The sequence below is a fragment of the Kitasatospora dryopteridis genome (assembly GCF_050749075.1).
Taxonomy (GTDB): domain Bacteria; phylum Actinomycetota; class Actinomycetes; order Streptomycetales; family Streptomycetaceae; genus Kitasatospora.
The window spans coordinates 3,798,529-3,815,191 of record NZ_CP192749.1 but is presented as its reverse complement, the minus strand read 5'-3'; the positions used below and the strand labels follow the sequence as shown (position 1 = coordinate 3,815,191).

Here is a 16,663-nt window from a genome sequence, read left to right as displayed (position 1 = left end):
CGCCGGGGTGCTCAGCGGTTCGCGGACCGGCTCCCGCGCCGGAACGGGCGGCGGAGAGGAGCGCCGCGACGATCAGCACGGCGATACCGATGAACAGCAGATGGAGCGGGCCTTCGGCGACGGCGCCGATCGCCGGTGGACGGCCGGCGGCGTACAGGCGGGAGCGGGCCGGCCGCCCTCGGGCCGTCCGGCCACACGGCCGTTCACCCGGGCGGACACGGCCGCAGTGTCCGGGCCCTGTCAGACGCGCCCGTAGCGGACCGCCTGCTCGGCGAATTCCCGGGCCATCTCCGCGGTCACGGTCGGACGCGTGCGGTGGAGGGCGTCCAGGTAGTCGTCAGTGGTGGGCTGGGTCCGCTCCCCCGTATCGAGAGTGCGTTCGAATACGGTCTGGGCGACCGCCATGGCGACCTGCCTGATGTCGGCGGGGGTGAACCCGTCGCTGGCATCGGCCAGGACCGCCGTGTCGGCAGCGGTGCCAGTCTTGGCCGTGTAGCCGACCCACAGCGCGTTGCGGGCCTCGCGGTCCGGCGGCCCGACCGGCAGGACGTAGTCGAACCGGCCGTGGCGCAGGAAAGCCGGGTCCAGGGCTGACACCGAGTTGGTGGCGCAGACGAGCAACCGGCCGTCGCGGTCCCGGAATCGCACGATCGATTTGAGGAGTTCGTTGACCACGCCGACCGACGCGGGGTCGGCGAGGCTGCGCGTGCCGGCGACCTCCTCGACCTCGTCGATGAAGGCCAGCACGTGGTCGAGCTGCGCCATCTCCTCGAACCGGCGGCCGAGTCCCGTGGCGAGCCCGTCCTCCGATGCGAGCCGGGAAGGGAAGAGTTCGACGAAGGGCCAGCCCAGCCGACCGGCCACGGCCTTGGCGAACGTGCTCTTGCCCGTGCCCGGCGGACCGAACAGCACGACCGCGCGGGGCGGCTCCACTCCGTGGGCGTCCGCGAGTTCGGGGTTGGCCAGGGGCAGCACCAGGCGCCGTTCGATGAGCCGCTTCTCGTCGGCCATGCCCGTGAGCTGCCCCCAGAGCCGGGACTCGGGCACGACCGCGCCCAGCAGGGCCAGAACCGCCGAGCCCTGGGCGCTCACGGCCTCCGACTTCTCGAAGTACGTGAGCCCTCGGTGGGGACGGAACCCGGAGTTGAGCAGCGCTGTGGCGCCGGTCTCCGCATCGGGCAGCAGCGATGCGACGATTCTGGCGCCGGCGGCCCGCAGCCGGTGCTCCAGGGCGGACAGCAGCGCGGTGCCCAGACCGAGATTCCGCCAGGCGGGGTGCAGGGCGATGCGCAGTACCCAGGCCCGGTCCCCGTCCACCCGGCCCACCGCCGCGCCCACGAGATGCCCGTCGGCCACCGCGACGACGCTCGGATCCCGCGCCTGCAAAGCGGCGACGACATCGGAGAGGCGGAAGACGGCCGGGCGGTCCGTGGTGGCACTCTCACCGTCGAGCCGCACCAGAGCTTCCAGATCGTCCGGGGTGAAGTCCCGCACGTGCCACACAGCCATGCCAAGCCCTCGAAGCTCGCGAGTCCCTGGACTTCCATCATCGGTCGGCCCCTGCACGGCCGCCTGCCCGGAGGGGCGGCCACGGCAGCCTCGCGTCGGCGGCGTGCCGGGGCCGAAACGGGACGGGCCGCGGACGCGGTGCGGGCCGGCCCCCGCTCCGGAGGGGAGCGGAGGCCGGCCCGGGGGACGGCGGGTGGGTCAGACGGTCGGGAACTTGGCGGTGAAGGCGGTCGGGACGCTGACCACGTCGTCGAAGCTGAGCTTGCCGGGGCCGAAGGCGTCGGCGGTGAGGGCCTTCTTCTTGCCGGCGGTGATCTGCCAGACGGTGTTGCTGTCGGGGGAGAGCAGCATGGTGCCGTCGGCGGGGGCGGCCTTGGCGGCGGCGGACTTCAGCCACTCGCCGGGGGCGCCCTCCAGCGGGCGCTTGTCGTAGCCGAGGCCGGTGAAGTCGGCGTAGGTGAGCGGCACGGCCACGCCGCCGGCCATGGCGTACACGGTGGCGTCGGTGCCCGAGGCGTCCTTCACCACGGTGCCGTTGGTGACCTGCTTGGCCACGGTGGAGCCCAGCCACTCGCCGGGGACGCCCATCAGGGAACGGGTGTTGTAGCCGTTGGCGGTCCACTCGGAGGCCGAGATGTGCACGGCCGCGCCGTTCAGCATCACGTACCGCGCCGGGTCGTTGCCGGACTGGTCCATGATCACGGTGCCGGTCGGCACCGTCTTCGCGACGGCCCCCTTCAGCCACTGGCCCGGGACGCCCATCAGCATCTGGGTGTCGTACCCGTCGGCCGTCCACTCGGCCGCCGAGATGTGCAGCGCCGCGCCGTCGACCATCACGTAGCGCGCCGGGTCGTTGCCCGTCTGGTCCATCACGACGGTGCCGGTCGGCACGGTGCGCTGCGCGGCAGCCTTCAGCCAGGCGGTCGGAACGCCCATGTCGGCACGGGTGTTGTAGCCCGCCGGGACCCAGTCCTCGCCGCCGATCAGCAGAGCTGCGTTGTCGATGACCACGTAGCGGTTGGCGCCGCCCGCCTGGTCGTGGACCACGGTGCCGGCCGGGGGCGCACTCGGCAGGGCGCGGAAGGCGGAGTCGTCGATCAGCACGATCTTGCTCAGGTCGTAGTTGTCGGGGGTGACGTCGGAGCCTGCCACCGGCACGCCGGAGCCGGCGATCATCACCTTCACGTCCGGGCCGTTCGGCGACTTCACCAGCGTCCCGGCGGGCAGCGAGGCCGGGTTGGGGTACTGCGGGTTGGTGGTGCCGGCCGGCGAGATGTAGCCGCTGATCCGCTGGCCCCAGGGCGCCTGGCCGACCCGCCAGCTGGTGGTGGAGTTGGTGGAGACGTGGCCCGGGTATCCGCCCTGGTTGCCGCCGGTGATGGTGACCCGGTCGTCGCTCACGCCGGTGACGAGGGCCACGTGGTCCGCGTAGTCGCTCCCGTTGTAGTTGTAGACGACCGAGTCGCCGACGTGCGGAGTCTGGGACAGGGTGCCGTACTTCTTCCCGTAGTCCATGAAGCTGGCCGCCCGGTCGTCCAGCGTGCCGAGGCCGGTGACCCCGTTCCGGGCCCAGACCCAGCCGGCGAAGTCGGCGCACCAGGCGTGGGTGCGGGTCGTGCCGCCGGTGCAGCTGCTGCTCTGGTTCGGTCCGCCGACGTAACCGCCTTGGGCGCAGTAGGAGTTGCCGTCCTCTGCGCGGGCCGTGGCCGAGATGCCGTCGGTGAGCGGCGAGGCGGCGGCCGGGACGGCGACGACCGTGGCGAGCACGGACACGGCCAGGGCGGAGGCGGAAGTCAGGCGGACGGCGGCGGTCTTGAGGTTCTTGGACACGGCGGAGCTCCTGGAGGCAGGGAAGAAGGTCTGTGGGGTGCTGCAGGTGTCGCAGCAGGCATGGCGATGCCGAAGCGCGTGGGCGCCGCACCGTGGCGGGACGGCTGCCCTGCAGGAGCAGTCGGACCGGTGGACACGGGGCGCCCGAGGCGCTGTGGGGTGACGAGGGTGGGCGCTCGGGGGGTTCTGACCCCTGAAGGCGCCGGGAGTGCGGTGCGGGGCGCGACCCGGGGCCGCGGGCCCGGTTACTCCCAGACGGTGGTGGCCTTGCCGGCCGGGGCGATCTCCCACACGGTGGTGGCGGTGGTGCGGGTGTGCTGGGCGGCGGTGGCCTGGGCGACCAGGGCGGGAGTGACGGCGGCGGCGCCGAGGGCGAGGGTGGTGACCGCGGCGGTCCGGACGAGGCGGGTGCGAAGCATGGGAGTGGTCCTTTCGAGAGCCTGGGTGAAGCGGTGGTGGTCCGGTGTGCGCGTCCCGCGGTGACGCTTCCTCCGGTGCTGCCTGCCGGGTCCGTGTGCTGTTCCCTGCCGGCGATCACTAGCTTCGTCGCAGCTCAAGGCATGTGGAAGGGCTTTCAGGTGGACGGAAACGGTCCTGGACGATTCCGTCCAGCGAGGCCGGAAGCGGCCGTCAGGAGGCGCTCGTAGTACGGCGCCACCAGGGGGGCGCCGACCCTGGCGACCGTCCACCCGCGCAGCGCGGGAACCTCCTGGAGGGCGCGTCGGCAGAGCGACTCCGTACGGCGCTCCGCCTCGCCCAGGCTGGCGGCGAGCAGGTAGACGCCGAGAACCGGATCGGGCTGGGCCTGGGGATGCGCGCTGACGTGCTCCACCGGGCCCTCGGAGTCGGCCAGTCCGCGCACGAAATCTGCACATTCCGAGGGGAGTTGGGTCATCGGGGCGGGTGCGCGGAGGGCGGCGTGGATCAGGTACATGCGTGCACTCTGCCGAACACCGGCCCGAGGTGGGGCGGCACCGGACTGGACGTTCCGGTCCATGGCCGGAACCGTCCACGCATTGGTCACATCGTGCACGACGTGCAGCGATTCGAGGACCTTGATCGAAAAGGCTCACACGGGGGCAACCGCTGTGCTCGCCACTCTCGGCCTAGACGCCACGGCAGAGGCTGTCTACCGCGTCATGCTCGCGTACCCGCAGGACGGAGTACGGGCGCTCGTCGAGCGGCTCGGGCAGCCCGAGGACGCCGTCCGGCGCAGCCTGGACACCCTCAGCGAGCTCGCCCTGGTCCGGCCGTCCTACGAGCGGGAGGGGCAGCTGCGCGCGGTCTCCCCCGAGGTCGGCATGGAACTCCTGATGCCCGCCAACAGGCCGAGCTGGCGGCCCAGCAGCTGCGCATCGAGGCCTCCCGCGCGGCCGCGACCCAGCTCATCGCGGAGTTCGCGGACCTGACGCCCTCCGTGGCCAGCCCGGGGGTCGAGCAGCTACTGGGCCTCGACGCGATCCGCGACCGGATCTCCGGCCTCGCCCGCGAGGTCCGCAGCGAACTGATGACCTTCGCGCCCGGCGGCGGCCACCGCCCCGAGAGCCTGGAGGCGTCCAAGCCCAACGACCAGGCCCTGCTCGGCCGCGGCGTGCGGATGCGCTCGCTCTTCCTGGACAGCGTCCGCAACAGCCAGTGCACCGTGGCCTACGCGGCCTGGCTCGGCGACCTCGGCGGCGAGGTGCGCACCGCACCGGAACTGCCCACCCGGCTGATCATCTTCGACCGGTCCACCGCCGTCATCCCGGTCAGCAGCGACGACAGCGCCGCCGGCGCGGTGGTCCTCACCGGCCACGGGACCCTGACCGCGCTCTGCGCACTTTCCGACAACGTCTGGTCCGGCGCCCGTCCCCTGGGCACCGCCGAGATCCCCCGCGACGAGGGCGGCCTCAGCGCCCAGGAGACCACCGTCGTCCGCCTGCTCGCCCAGGGCCTGACCGACGAGGCCATCAGCAAGCGCCTTGCCGTCTCCCCGCGCACCGCCCGCCGCCTGGCCAACGACCTGATGGACCGCCTCAACGCCCGCAGCCGCTTCGAATTCGGCGTCCGCGCCGTCCAACGCGGCTGGCTCCCGCACAGGGAGTGACGCCCGCGGGCGCCGGTCACCCCAGGACCGGGACCGGACCACGGTCCGGTGATGCCGGTCGTCCGTGCGCCACGGCACTGCCGCCGGGCACGGCGACCCCGCCCGGGCGAGGCCGCCTCCGGTGGGCGTGGCCCAGAGCCCGGACCGTGCTACACCGCCCCCGCCCACCGGCGCAGCACGGCCGACGCCGCCGCGGCGTCAGCAGCCGGCAACTGCGCGATGCGCGCCGCGTGCGTACCTCCGGGCACCAGGAAGAGGTACGAGTCCCGGGAGCCCTGTCCCAGCCGGAAGGGCTCGGCCACCGCCGGGTCGGCGCCGCCGTTGACGAACATCAGCCGCTCGCCGTGTGTGCGCACCCAGCGGTCCACGTCGCGCATCGCCTGCGGCCGGTGGCGAAGCGGAACGTCGCGGGGGACAAAGGTGCGCGGCTCGGTCGCGCCGGGGTGGCGGAGCAGGTCGGCCAGGTGGGCGGTCTCGACCGGGAAGTACCCCAGCTGGGTGCCCAGCTGGTAGAAGTACGGGACGAACTGGTTCGCCACCGAGTCTGCGTAGACCGGGAGCTGCGCGACATCGGAGAGCCAGTCGTACAGCGCTTCGTCGGAGGTGTCCGGAGCGGGTACCGCTGCGCACCCGGCCTGGCCGCGGCCCTGCCAGAACATGAACGGTGCCCGCAGCACGGCGATCTCGAAGGCCTTGTCGGCGCTGCCGATCAACCGGAAGCTGTTGCTCCGGGAGTCCGCCCACGCCTGGTAGCGGGCGACCAGGGCGGCACGGCGCTCCAGCAGGGCCCGCTGGGCGGACCGGAGGGCGCCGCGGCATTCGGGGGTGCCGACGGTTCGCAGGAAATCGAGGTAGGCGGAGTCCTCGTGGTCGTCGACGTTGTTCGGCGCGGAGTAGGCGACCGAGCCAGCCACGTCCTGCGGGTAGAAACGGCGGTGGTAGACGGTGGCCATGCCGCCCTTGCTGCCACCGGTGGAGATCCATGCTGCCCGGTAGACCTGGCGCAGCGCCTCGACCACGTGGTGGTGGTCGGCTGCGGCCTGCCGGATGTCGAGGTCCGTCCAGTCGGCGGGCTCGGGGCGGGAGGAGCCGAAGAACCGCTGCTCGGTGTCCACCTGGTTGCCGTCGAGGAGCTCGGCCGGCTCCGAGCGGACCTGGGCGGTGGAGACGGTGTACCCGCTGGTGTACAGCACGGTCGGCCGGTCGGCGCCCCGGTGCAGGAGTGTGAGCCGCTGCTCGAAGCCGCCCCTCTCCGGGTGCCGGTGGTCGGCGGGCTGGTGCAGTGTCAGGACGAAGAAGCGGAAGCCCGGCGCAGCCGGCTTCTCCTCCACGACGCGCAGGCCGGGAACTGCCTCGATCGCCGCCCGGATGTCGGCCGGCCCCGTCCCCTGTGCCGCCGCGGCGGGTACCGCGGCCGCACCGGCCATCAGGACCGCCATTGCGGTCCGGGTCAGCAGGCGCCCGATTCGCTTGCGCATCATGATTTCCTCCCCGGTCGTCGATGGCTCTAGCCAACCGGCGCGGCGAGTGCCGCAGATCCCGCCGGGGTGGGGTTCCCATCCCTCCCGAGAGGGAGATCGGATTGCGGAGCTCGTCGCCTGCCGCTCGGGATCGGGGACGACGAAGGCCCCGACCGAAACCGGTCGGGGCCTTTCGTCCGCCCTGGCGGGCAGAGACGGAGGATGCGAGATTCGAACTCGCGAGGGGTTGCCCCCAACACGCCTCCCAATTGCCCCGCATGCTGCCCAATCGCGGTCGCACCTGTTCTGACCTGGTGCGGTGCGATCCCTTCCCACGGCACCGGACGTGGCTGGACCGCGCTGAACGAGACCGGAACCGAGACCACCGGTGCCGGCGGTCGGTTCCCGGTCGCCGCTTCGTCCGCCACCGCCGGAACCGGCAGGTCAAGGCCTTCGTCACCATTGCCCCGGGTCGTGGGCGGCGAGACGGTGGAGTGAGACGGGTAGGGCGTGCTCCTCACACCAGGCGAGCAGGACGCCGATCGGCACACCCCGCTCGCGGCGGGCACGCCAGATGAGTCGGGTCAGGTCTTCGGGGGTCGGCGTGCCGGTGGCCCTGCGGAGGAACCAACGCCGGCTGCCCGTCAGACCGGCCTTGAACGCCGCGATCTCGCGGCCGGCCGACTCGACCAGTGGGGCCGGGAGCGGCGCAAGACCCAGCGGCGTCCTGATCACGGCGTCCGCCAGCCGGAGCACGGGGACCAAGGCCTCGGGTCGGGCGCCGGCGAGGACCACCTCGGAGGCCGCGCGTCGCACCAGCTTGCGTACGACGTAGGAGCGGCCTCGGGGGCCGGGGGCGACGCCGACGCCGAGGAGGAGCGCGACGGTGCAGAGGTGGTCGGCGATGACCTCGACGGCCTGCGCGCCTCGGATTCGGGTGGACAGTTCGGGGAAGTCCGCGCGGATCCCGTCCGGCAGGGCACGCAGGGCCGGCAGGTCGAACGGGCTGCGGACTCCGGCCGACACGCAGCCGATCATGTACTCCAGCAGCACCGCCTCGAAGGTCGGGCGGCGCCCGCTCGGGTCAGGTCCCGGACGGAGGAACTGCCCGTAGCCGAGCCGGAGGTAGCGACCGCAGGGGCAACCGGGGCCGCAGTGTGCGGAGCACGCCGAGCCGACCGGGGACTCCAGGACGAAGGACGGGCCCAGCTCGGGCCGCATCCTTCGCGGTGTCCCCCTGGGCGTGGCGTCCGTGACGGCGCTCGCGCGGATGCCGACGGCGGCCAGAGCACCGTGGAGTGACTCGGCGTCGTCCACGGCGGGTGGGGAGGACGTTGTGCGGGCGGTGAGAGCGAGCCGGCTCACACCGCTGTCCTCCAGCGTGCCCAGGAGATCGTGGAGTGAGTCCGCGAGCGGCCGGTGCCCGACATGGACCGCGCCGACGACCCGTTGCGCGGTGGGCGGCTCGACGGCGGGCACGGCGTCCAGCCTGCTGGTGTCGAAGCGCCAGGACAGCGTGACGGCGCCTCCGCCACCTCGGGCCACGGCGGACAGCAGGTGCTTCTGCCAAGCGGGGGCGGACGGGGTGATGAACAGGGCGCCGTCACGGCGGGACGGGGTCAGGGCCGGTGGTGCGGCGCGGCGGTACCCGCGCCGTACCAGTCCGTCCACGAGGGCGTGGGCGACCCCCCCGGCCTTCCTCGTGCTCGGCAGCATCCGCCCCCCTGTTGATGACTCAATTATTGACAGCGTGACATGACATCTAAATTTCTGTCAATATCTGTCGCGTTTGGGGTGGTGTGTACGGTCTCACAAGGCTGGAAACCGCCGTAAATCCGGACATATCAACGCTGCGCGCAAGCCTTGACAGGAATCGCCGCGCGCAGTCAATATCGGCCCAAGAAATTTTGGTTCGCAGCAATATCGGTGCAAGTAAGGGAACTACCGTGCGCAAGGCTCTGTCGACCGTTCTTCTGATGATCGCCGCTCTCGTGGCGGTCCCCGCCGCCCCCGCACTGGCTTCCGCCGTCACCGGACCGGTGACCACCGCCCAGGTTGCCGTCGCCCCGGTTGCCGTCACCCGGGACATCCCGCTCTGCTGCTGAGTACGAGAACGCCGTAGGGGTGGACCGTCCGGGAACGGATGGTCCACCCCTACGGCGAAACGAGGTCAGCTCCGGCTCAGAAGCCCCCCGGTGGGGAGCATTCGGCCCTGCTGTCCCATGCACCGCATGCCCTGCCGGTATGCCCAGATCGCGCGCTCCGGCTGGCCGGTCGCCTCCAGGATCTCGGCGAGATCGGCCCAGGCCGCAGCCGCCTGCCGGCCGGCCTCCGAGGCCTCCAGCATCAGGGCACTCCGCTCGTACGCCTCCTTGGCGGCGGCCTGATCGCCCTGGGAGAGCCTGGCGGCGGCCAGCACCAGCAAGGTGCGCGCACTCTGCAGTCGGTGCAGCGGGCCGAGCAGGCCGAGGGCCCTCTCCGCGTGCCCGACCGAGGCCGCCAGGTCGCCGCTGCGCAGATTCACCCGGGCCAGCGCCGTTTCCGCGTACGCGATGTCGATGTCGCTGCCCACGTCCGACAGGTCTCCGACGCTCTGGGTCAGCAGCCGCTCGGCCAGCGCGGTGTCCGGCTCCTCGAACTCCAGCAGTACCGCCGCGTAGGCGTTGCGCAGCCGGGCCAGGGCGCGGAGGTCGTCGCCCTCCGAGTAGATCGCCAGGGCCTGCTCGATGAGCGCGATCGCGTCCGCCGTCCGCCCGTTCCGGTGCATCGCCACACTGGCGTTCCACAGCGCGGCGCCGAGGGCCTTCCGGTCGGACACCTGACCGGCCTTCTCGATCGCCCGCTCGGCGAGATAGCTCGCGCGGTAGAGATCGCCCCGCTCGCAGTGCAGGCCGACCAATGTGGACAGCAGTTCGATGCCGAGCGTGGTCGGCGCGAGGTCGAGGCGCTCCAGCTCCGCCGCCGTCTCCTCGGCGATCGTGATCGCGTGCGACAGGTCCCCCAGCTCCCGGTAGCAGCGGCAGAGCGCCACCACCACGGGAAGACCCGCGGTGAAGTCCTGCGTGCGGGTCGAGGCCGTCCGAAGCCCCTCGTAGCGGGCGACCGCCTCCTCCAGCCGACCCAGCCGCTCCAGCGTGTTGGCGATCCCCGCCTCGGCGGCGAGCCACAGGGCCCGCTGCTCCTTGCGGTCGATGGTGTCCTGGATGCGCTGGTAGGCGGCCAGCGCCGCCTCCGGGGAGCCGTTGAGCGCCGTCATCTCGGCGTACTTGAGCTCCAGCTCGATGTCCTTGACATCGACCTGCTGCTCCATGCCGGGCAGGTCGGTGACCTCGCAGTCCAGCCGTTCCGCCAGATACTGCAGGACATCCGCCGAGGGGGTCCGCTTGCCCGCCTCCAGCAGCGAGATGTAGCTCGGCGACAGCTTGGGGCCGGCGAGCTCGGCCTGGGACATGCCGGCGGCCCGCCGAAGCTGCGCCACGCGCACGCCGAGCGCCTTGTCTTTCACGCTTCGCTCCTCGGGTTCGAATGCGGTGGGGGAGGTGATGGAGGAATTGACGAGGTCACATGTGAAGCAAGCGGAAGCGAGGTGTCACTCGCATCGTCGATGCCCGGGTGCGGGCGGCTGAGTGGTCGATGTGCCTGGTGAGGGTCGCTCTCACTGCTATCGAAATCGTATTCAAAGGTGAAAAATACCACTCTGTAAAGAAAGTTGTCAAGCTTCCACTCAATTACCATCGATTCGCATGTGCGCTCGCAATTCGCGGACGACTGTGGCGGAATCCTCCAGATGGAAGAAGTGTCCGCCGTCGAACAGCCGGCAGGCGAAGGAGCGGCCCGCGTGCCGCTCCCAGGCGGCCAGCGACTCCATGTCCACCAGGCCGTCGGTCCGGCCGCCGAACGCGACGATCGGGACCGGCAGCGGCTCGTCGGTGGGGAGCAGCGGGGCCAGCTCGCCCAGCGCGAAGTCCGCGCGCACCGTCGGCAGCACCACGTCCAGCAGCGCGTCGTTGGCGAGCACCGTCTCCGGCGTCGCCCCCATCGCCCGGAGCTTCGCCACCAGTCCCTCCCGAGGCAGGTCGTGGACCAGCGGGAGGCTCGGCGGCAGGTGCGGCGCCCGGCGGGCCGCGACCACCAGCACCTCGGGGGCCGGTAGGCCTCGCCGAAGCAGGGCGCGGACCGTCCGGTGGGCCAGCAACGCGCCCATGCTGTGCCCGTACACCGCGTACGGTTCACGGCACCAGGGCGCCAGCGCGTCGGCCGTGAGTTCGGCGAGGGCGTCGGCGTCGGTGAACGCGGGCTCGTTGAGCCGGGCCTCCCGTCCGGGCAGCAGGACCGGGACCACCTGGGCCGCGTCCCCGAACATCGGGGCCCAGGACCGGTAGGCCGCGGCGCCCCCGCCGGCGAACGGGAGGCAGAACAGGCGGAGCCTGCCGTCGGACGGCCCGTCGGGCGCGCGCAACCACTGCCCACCGGCCGTCCGCCGGGCGGCCCGCGGTGTCACCGTGACCGTCATGCCGCCGGGGCTCCTTCCGCCGCGGCGACCAGCTCGGCCAGGGCCTCCACGTACGGGTCGGCGAAGACGTCGCGGAGGCTGACGCTCAGGCCGAACTCGACCTCCAGCCAGGCCATCAGGACGAGTGCGCTCTTCGACGTCAGCCCCAGGTCGAAGAGGTCCGCCCGGGCCAGCTCGGCGTCGGTCGTGGTGTCGGGCAGGGCCAGCGCGGTGCGGACGTGCCGGGCGATGCGCTGTTCTGCGGTGCTGCGGGTGTTGTCCATGCAGGACGCTCCTCTCGGTTGGTGGATGCGGGTCGGGTCAGGCCGTGGTGGCGAGCGCGCTGAGACCGGCGCGAGCGGCCCGCCGCAGTGAGCGGGCGTCGCCGGCGGCCACCGGGGCCGGGGCGGTCGGCGGCGCGTCGGCGGCACCCTGATCGAGCGCCTCGGCCAGCCGGCGGACCGTCGAGTGCTGGAACAGCGTCAGGGCCGAGACCTCGATGCCCAGTTCGGCGCGGATCAGGGCGTGTACCCGTACCACGGTGAGCGAGGTACCGCCGAGGTCGAAGAAGTTGTCGTCCGGGCCGACCGTCTCCACTCCGAGCACCTGCCGCCACAGCCGGAGCAGGTCCCGGTGCAGGCGGTTCCGGCCGAGCGACGGGCCCCGGACGGCCGACGGGGCCGGTGCGGGGTGCGGGACGGGAGCGGTGGCGGTCGCCCTGAGGTCGACCTTGCCGTTGGGCGTGAGACGCAGGGCCGACACGATCCTGATCTCCTCCGGCAGATGGCCGGCCGGGAGCCGCTGTGCCAGCTCGGCCGCGAGGCCGTCCTCGGTGAGGGCCGTCCCCGGTGCCGGGACGACGAAGGCGACCAGCCGGGAGCCCTCGCCGGCCTCCTCGACCGCGCCCGCGGCCGCCTGCTCGACACCGTCGAGCCGGCGCAGCTCGTGGACCACCTGGGCCGGCGAGACCCGGTTGCCCCGGACCTTCACCAGGGCCGCGCTGCGCGCGACGAAGGCCACCGTGCCGTCCCAGCGGAGCCGGCCCCGATCACCGGTACGGAACAGCGCGTACCCGGGCTCGCCCCACGGGTCGGGCAGGTACACGCGGGCGGTGGCCTCGGACTCGTCCAGGTAGCCCAGGGTGAGGAGCGGGCTCCGGACCGCGATCTCGCCGATTTGCCCGGGCTCCACCGGCACGTTGTCCTGGTCGAGCACGAGCAGCTGGGCCTCCACCGTGCCGGCCCCGAGCACGGGCTCCGGGCCGATCGGGCGACCGCGTGTCGGCTCGTGGTGGCTCGCCACCTGCGGTGTCTCGGTTGTGCCGTACACCGTCACCACCCGTGAGTGGGGGGCCGCTGCACGCCAGGCCTCGACCGTGGCGTCGGTCAGCACGTCGCCGCCGAAACAGGCCAGCCGTACGGCGGGCAGCAGGGTGCCCGAGGCGGCGGCCCCGCCGGCGATCGCCGCGCCGACCAGCGGGGTGGCGTGCACCACGCTGATCCGATGCTCGGCCAGCCAACGGGCCAGTCGATCGGTGTCGAGCCGGGTCCGGGCAGGCGGGACGACGGCGGTGCCGCCGTTCCACAACGGGAGCAGCAGATCGCGCAGCAGCGGGTCGTGGGACCGGCCCGACAGCACGCTGAACCGGTCCTCGGCGGTGATCCCGTGCAGCTCCGACCACCGGTCGAGGAAGGCGACCAGCGGGGCGTCGGCGCCCAGCACCAGCCGGGACCTGCCGGTGGAACCGGAGGTCGGCAGCAGGTAGCAGGGCTCGCCCCTGGTCCGCCCGGTGTCCGGCACCCGCTCGGCGGGCCTCGGCGCGGCGCGGTCCACGGGAAGGACCTGCGGCCCGGTCGGACCGCAGCGGACCGCCCAGTGCGGCCGGGCCAGCGCGGTGAGGTCCTCCCGCCACGACCGGGGATGCTCCGGATCGACCGGCAGCACCACGCCGTCGGCCTGCCAGATGCCCAGCAGGCCGACCGCGAGGTCACGGCCGTGGGCCTCCCGCAGCTCGACCAGCTCCCCGGACCGCAGCCCGGCCGACCGCAGCCGGCCCGCGAGCGCGCCCACCCGGGCGGCCAACTCGCCGTAGGTGCACTTGCCCTGTTCGTCCACCAGGGCCACCGCGTCCGAGGGATGGCCCAGCACCCGCTCCACCAAGGCGGCTTTCGTGTCGCCGGCAGGGCCGCGAAGTGGCGCCGGGGGTGTCCGGTGCGGCACAGCGGCGGCAGCCGGCCGGGCCGTCCACGCCGCGATCGTACGGACCACCTGGTCGAGCAGTTCGGTGGCCCACGGCCGCTCGAAGCGGGCCGCGTCGAAGGCGAGGTCGAGGGAGAGCCCACCGTCCCGCTGGTCCACGTAGAGCGACAGGTCGAACGGGATGCCGGGCACCGGTGCGGGCAGCCGTTCGGCGTCCACCCCGGCCAGGCGCAAGCCACGTACGGGGAAGCTCAGCGCGTTGAACCACACCGAGAAGAGCGGTGCCCCTCGATCCACCGCCAAGGCCGCCACGACCTCCTCGTACGGGAGGTCCTGGTGCAGCTGCGCTCCGGTCAGTGCCCGGTGGGCGTGCCGGACCAGCTCGGCCGGGGACCGGGTGGCGGACACGTCGAGCCGAAGTGCGACGGTCGCGTTGAAGAAGCCCACGGTGTCGGAGGTGTCCGCCGTGGTCCGGCCACTGAGCGGAGCGCCCAGCACCAGATCGGCGCAGTCGCCCCAGCGGCCGAGCACCGATCCGAAGCAGGCCAGCAGGACGGTGGCCGGGGTGGTGCGCAGGCTCCGGGCCAGCTCGGCGACCGCCTCGGCGAGCCCTCCGTCCAGCGAGACGGTGTGCCGGGCCGTCCGTCGCTCGCCGCCGGCAGGGGTGAGCGGGAGCCGCAGTGGCGCCGGAGCGTCGCCGAGCTCCTTGCGCCAGTACTCGGCGTGCTCCGGGGGCACCGGCCGGGCCGCCTCGCGGGCGCTGTGCGCGGCGTAGCCGAGGGCGACCGGGGGGAGCTCGGGGAGACGGCCGGCGGCGCGGGCGGCGTAGCAGTGCGAGAGCTCGTCCCAGAAGACCTCGACCGACCAGCCGTCCAGCACCAGGTGGTGCGCGACCAGGACCAGCTGGTGGCGGTCCGGGCCGGTGGGCAGCAGGACGCACTTGACCACCGGACCCGTGCTGATGTCGAACCGGGTCCGGGCCAGGCGCGCGACGCTCTCCTGCGCCGCGTCCTCGCCCAGCGGGCCCGGGGCGAACTCCAGGCCGCCGATCGGACGAGGGTGCACCACCTGGACCGGCCCGCGCTCGCCGGTCCGGAAGGTGGTGCGCAGCGCCTCGTGACGGCTCATCACATCGGTGACGGCCAGCGCGAGTGCGGTGCGGTCGAGCGAACCCGACAGCGTCCACACGTCCACGACGTTGTAGTCCACCTGGCCGGGTGCCAGCTGTTCCTGGAGCCACAGCCGGCGCTGTGCGGGTGCGAGTGGGACCTCACCGGCCGGGCCGGGAGTGGCCGGGGCGGGCGCGGGGGCGAGGCCCGCGATCCGGGTGGCCAGGCCACGGGCCGTCGGGGCGGACAGCAGGTCGGAGATCCGGATTTCCGTGCCCAGCCGCTCCCGCAGCCGGACCAGGATCCGGGCGGCGATGAGGGAGTGCCCTCCGCAGGCGAAGAAGTCGTCCTCGGGCCCGATGCCCGGGTCGCCCAGCAGCTCGCGCCAGATGTCGAGCACGGCGCGTTCGGTCGGGGTGCCGGCCTGCCCGGTGGTGCTCGGCCCGGTGCTCGGCCGGTGCTCCAGCAGGGCGAGCAGGGCGGTCCGGTCCAGCTTGCCGGACGGGGCGAGCGGCAGCCGTTCCACGGTCAGGATGCGCGCGGGCACCATGGCCGGCGGCATCCGGTCGGTCAGCGCGGACCGGATCACCTCGGGCGATGGCAGCAGGCCGCCCGGGTCGGTGAGGAAGGCGGCCAGCTGGGTCGCGCCGGTGGCGTCGCGGAACGGGAGGACCGCCGCAGGCCCGGCCTTGAGCGTGTCCACGAGTTGGCGGCGGACCTCCTCCGGTTCGATCCGCTGGCCACGGATCTTCACCTGGTCGTCGATCCGGCCGTGGTACTCGAGTTCGCCGTCCGGCCGCTGCCGCACCAAGTCACCGGTGCGGTAGCGCCGACCGCCGGGCCGGCCCGGATCGGGCAGGAACGCACGGGCCGTCAGGTCGGGTCGGCCCAGGTAGCCCCGGCCGACACCGGGGCCGCCGATCCACAGTTCGCCGACCGCGCCGGCCGCGACCGGTCGGCCCTCCTCGTCCATGATCGAGATTTCGGTGCCGGCCACGGCCGGCCCGATGCTGACCTCCCCGGTCGGGTCACCGGCCCGGGAGATCCAGCAGGTGGCGAAGACCGAACACTCCGCCGGGCCGTAGAGGTTGACGACCTCCGCCCTGGACCAGCCGCGCAGCTCCGCCAGCATCGCGGGCGGCAGGGCCTCACCCCCGACGACCAGGACGCGCAGCCGGTCCAGGGCCCGGAACTCCCGCTGCTCCGCCAGCACGGCGAGCATGGACGGCACGAACTGTGCCACCGTCACCTCGGCGGCGCGCATCTCGCGCACCAGGTGGACCGGGTCGGCGTGCAGCCCTGAGGGCACCACTCGGAGGCGGGCACCGCAGGCGAGCGGCCAGAACACCTCGCAGACGGAGTAGTCGAAGGCATAGGCGGTCTTGTGCAGGGCCACGTCCCGGCCGTCCAACGGCAGCCGGTCGGCCAGCCATTCGACCTTGTCCACGATCGCCCCGTGCTCGTTCGCCACACCCTTCGGGCGACCGGTCGAGCCGGAGGTGAAGACCACGTAGGCGGCGTCGCCGGCCGCCACCCGGGGAAGCTCCACCGCGTCCTTCGCACCGGCCAGCAGGTCGAAGGACAGGGCGGGAACACCTGCGGGAACGGCCTCGGCGGGCCCCGCCGGGTCGGCCACGACCAGGCGGACGCCGGCGTCCGCCACCATGCCCCGGAGCCGGGCGACCGGCTGGTCCGGGTCGAGCGCGAGGTAGGCGGCGCCCGCCCGCAGCACGGCGAGCAGGGCGACCACCACCTCTGCGCTACGGGGCATCAGTACGGCGACCACGTCACCGGGGAGCACCCCCTGCGCGATCAGCGAACTTGCCACCCGCTCGCTCCGAGACCAGAGTTGACTGTACGTCAGGCACGTGGCCTCGCTCTCCAGCGCGACGGCGTCCGGGGTGCGGGCGGCCTGTGCCCCGACCAGCCCGTGCAGGGTCCGGTCCCGGAGGTCCGGGACGGCTGACAGCGGCACGGC

General features: G+C 73.0%; 11 protein-coding genes and 1 pseudogene. 2 read left to right on the top strand and 10 right to left on the bottom strand.

Translation table 11 applies throughout. The features are described 5' to 3' along the window. Positions 1–240: 240 nt before the first annotated feature. The 4 genes from ACQ614_RS17325 to ACQ614_RS17310 all read right to left on the bottom strand — a co-directional run bounded on the left by ACQ614_RS17325 (position 241) and on the right by ACQ614_RS17310 (position 4,273). Positions 241–1,509: an ATP-binding protein gene (locus ACQ614_RS17325; RefSeq protein WP_431683949.1), complete on the bottom strand. Its 1,269-nt coding sequence runs from the start codon at positions 1,507–1,509 to the stop codon at positions 241–243. Between the two features lie 198 nt (positions 1,510–1,707). Then, positions 1,708–3,339: a CHAP domain-containing protein gene (locus ACQ614_RS17320; RefSeq protein ID WP_431679460.1), complete on the bottom strand. Its 1,632-nt coding sequence runs from the start codon at positions 3,337–3,339 to the stop codon at positions 1,708–1,710. A 245-nt stretch (positions 3,340–3,584) separates the two neighbouring features. Beyond that, the gene (locus tag ACQ614_RS17315) at positions 3,585–3,758 is read right to left on the bottom strand and encodes a hypothetical protein (RefSeq protein ID WP_431679459.1); all 174 of its coding nucleotides are present in this window, start codon (positions 3,756–3,758) and stop codon (positions 3,585–3,587) included. A gap of 155 nt (positions 3,759–3,913) precedes the next feature. Continuing rightward, positions 3,914–4,273, bottom strand: a complete 360-nt coding sequence (locus tag ACQ614_RS17310; protein WP_431679458.1) for a hypothetical protein — start codon at positions 4,271–4,273, stop codon at positions 3,914–3,916. A gap of 154 nt (positions 4,274–4,427) precedes the next feature. Here ACQ614_RS17310 and ACQ614_RS17305 point away from each other — a divergent pair. Continuing rightward, positions 4,428–5,425 (top strand): annotated as a pseudogene (locus ACQ614_RS17305) (LuxR C-terminal-related transcriptional regulator). Between the two features lie 149 nt (positions 5,426–5,574). Here the strand turns inward: ACQ614_RS17305 and ACQ614_RS17300 are convergent. Further along, positions 5,575–6,906: a S28 family serine protease gene (locus ACQ614_RS17300; RefSeq protein ID WP_431679457.1), complete on the bottom strand. Its 1,332-nt coding sequence runs from the start codon at positions 6,904–6,906 to the stop codon at positions 5,575–5,577. 435 nt (positions 6,907–7,341) lie between these two features. Then, on the bottom strand, positions 7,342–8,601 hold the full coding sequence (locus tag ACQ614_RS17295; RefSeq protein ID WP_431679456.1) for an alanine--tRNA ligase-related protein: 1,260 nt from the start codon (positions 8,599–8,601) through the stop codon (positions 7,342–7,344). Between the two features lie 260 nt (positions 8,602–8,861). Between ACQ614_RS17295 and ACQ614_RS17290 the strand changes: the two genes are divergently transcribed. Then, complete coding sequence (locus ACQ614_RS17290) at positions 8,862–8,990, top strand: hypothetical protein (protein ID WP_431679455.1); 129 nt, start codon at positions 8,862–8,864, stop codon at positions 8,988–8,990. 65 nt (positions 8,991–9,055) lie between these two features. Here the strand turns inward: ACQ614_RS17290 and ACQ614_RS17285 are convergent, their stop codons facing one another. From ACQ614_RS17285 to ACQ614_RS17270, 4 genes are all read right to left on the bottom strand, one after another. Continuing rightward, positions 9,056–10,390, bottom strand: coding sequence for a helix-turn-helix domain-containing protein (locus ACQ614_RS17285; RefSeq protein ID WP_431679454.1), 1,335 nt, complete (start codon positions 10,388–10,390; stop codon positions 9,056–9,058). Between the two features lie 219 nt (positions 10,391–10,609). After that, entirely contained in the window at positions 10,610–11,398 is a 789-nt protein-coding gene (locus tag ACQ614_RS17280) for a thioesterase II family protein (protein ID WP_431679453.1), read from the bottom strand. Beyond that, on the bottom strand, positions 11,395–11,661 hold the full coding sequence (locus ACQ614_RS17275; protein WP_431679452.1) for an acyl carrier protein: 267 nt from the start codon (positions 11,659–11,661) through the stop codon (positions 11,395–11,397). The genes ACQ614_RS17280 and ACQ614_RS17275 overlap by 4 nt, the downstream gene beginning before the upstream one ends. 37 nt (positions 11,662–11,698) lie before the next feature. Then, a complete protein-coding gene (locus ACQ614_RS17270) occupies positions 11,699–16,660 on the bottom strand; it encodes an amino acid adenylation domain-containing protein (RefSeq protein WP_431679451.1) in 4,962 nt (1,653 codons plus the stop codon). Between the last annotated feature and the right edge of the window lie 3 nt (positions 16,661–16,663).

What these genes read in the sequence shown, in the direction of transcription:
- ACQ614_RS17275 (WP_431679452.1), bottom strand. Translation starts at nt 11,661, where the DNA reads ATGGACAACACCCGCAGCACCGCAGAACAGCGCATCGCCCGGCACGTC.
- ACQ614_RS17310 (WP_431679458.1), bottom strand. Translation starts at nt 4,273, where the DNA reads ATGTACCTGATCCACGCCGCCCTCCGCGCACCCGCCCCGATGACCCAA.
- ACQ614_RS17295 (WP_431679456.1), bottom strand. Translation starts at nt 8,601, where the DNA reads ATGCTGCCGAGCACGAGGAAGGCCGGGGGGGTCGCCCACGCCCTCGTG.
- ACQ614_RS17290 (WP_431679455.1), top strand. Translation starts at nt 8,862, where the DNA reads ATGATCGCCGCTCTCGTGGCGGTCCCCGCCGCCCCCGCACTGGCTTCC.
- ACQ614_RS17315 (WP_431679459.1), bottom strand. Translation starts at nt 3,758, where the DNA reads ATGCTTCGCACCCGCCTCGTCCGGACCGCCGCGGTCACCACCCTCGCC.
- ACQ614_RS17325 (WP_431683949.1), bottom strand. Translation starts at nt 1,509, where the DNA reads ATGGCTGTGTGGCACGTGCGGGACTTCACCCCGGACGATCTGGAAGCT.
- ACQ614_RS17300 (WP_431679457.1), bottom strand. Translation starts at nt 6,906, where the DNA reads ATGATGCGCAAGCGAATCGGGCGCCTGCTGACCCGGACCGCAATGGCG.
- ACQ614_RS17280 (WP_431679453.1), bottom strand. Translation starts at nt 11,398, where the DNA reads ATGACGGTCACGGTGACACCGCGGGCCGCCCGGCGGACGGCCGGTGGG.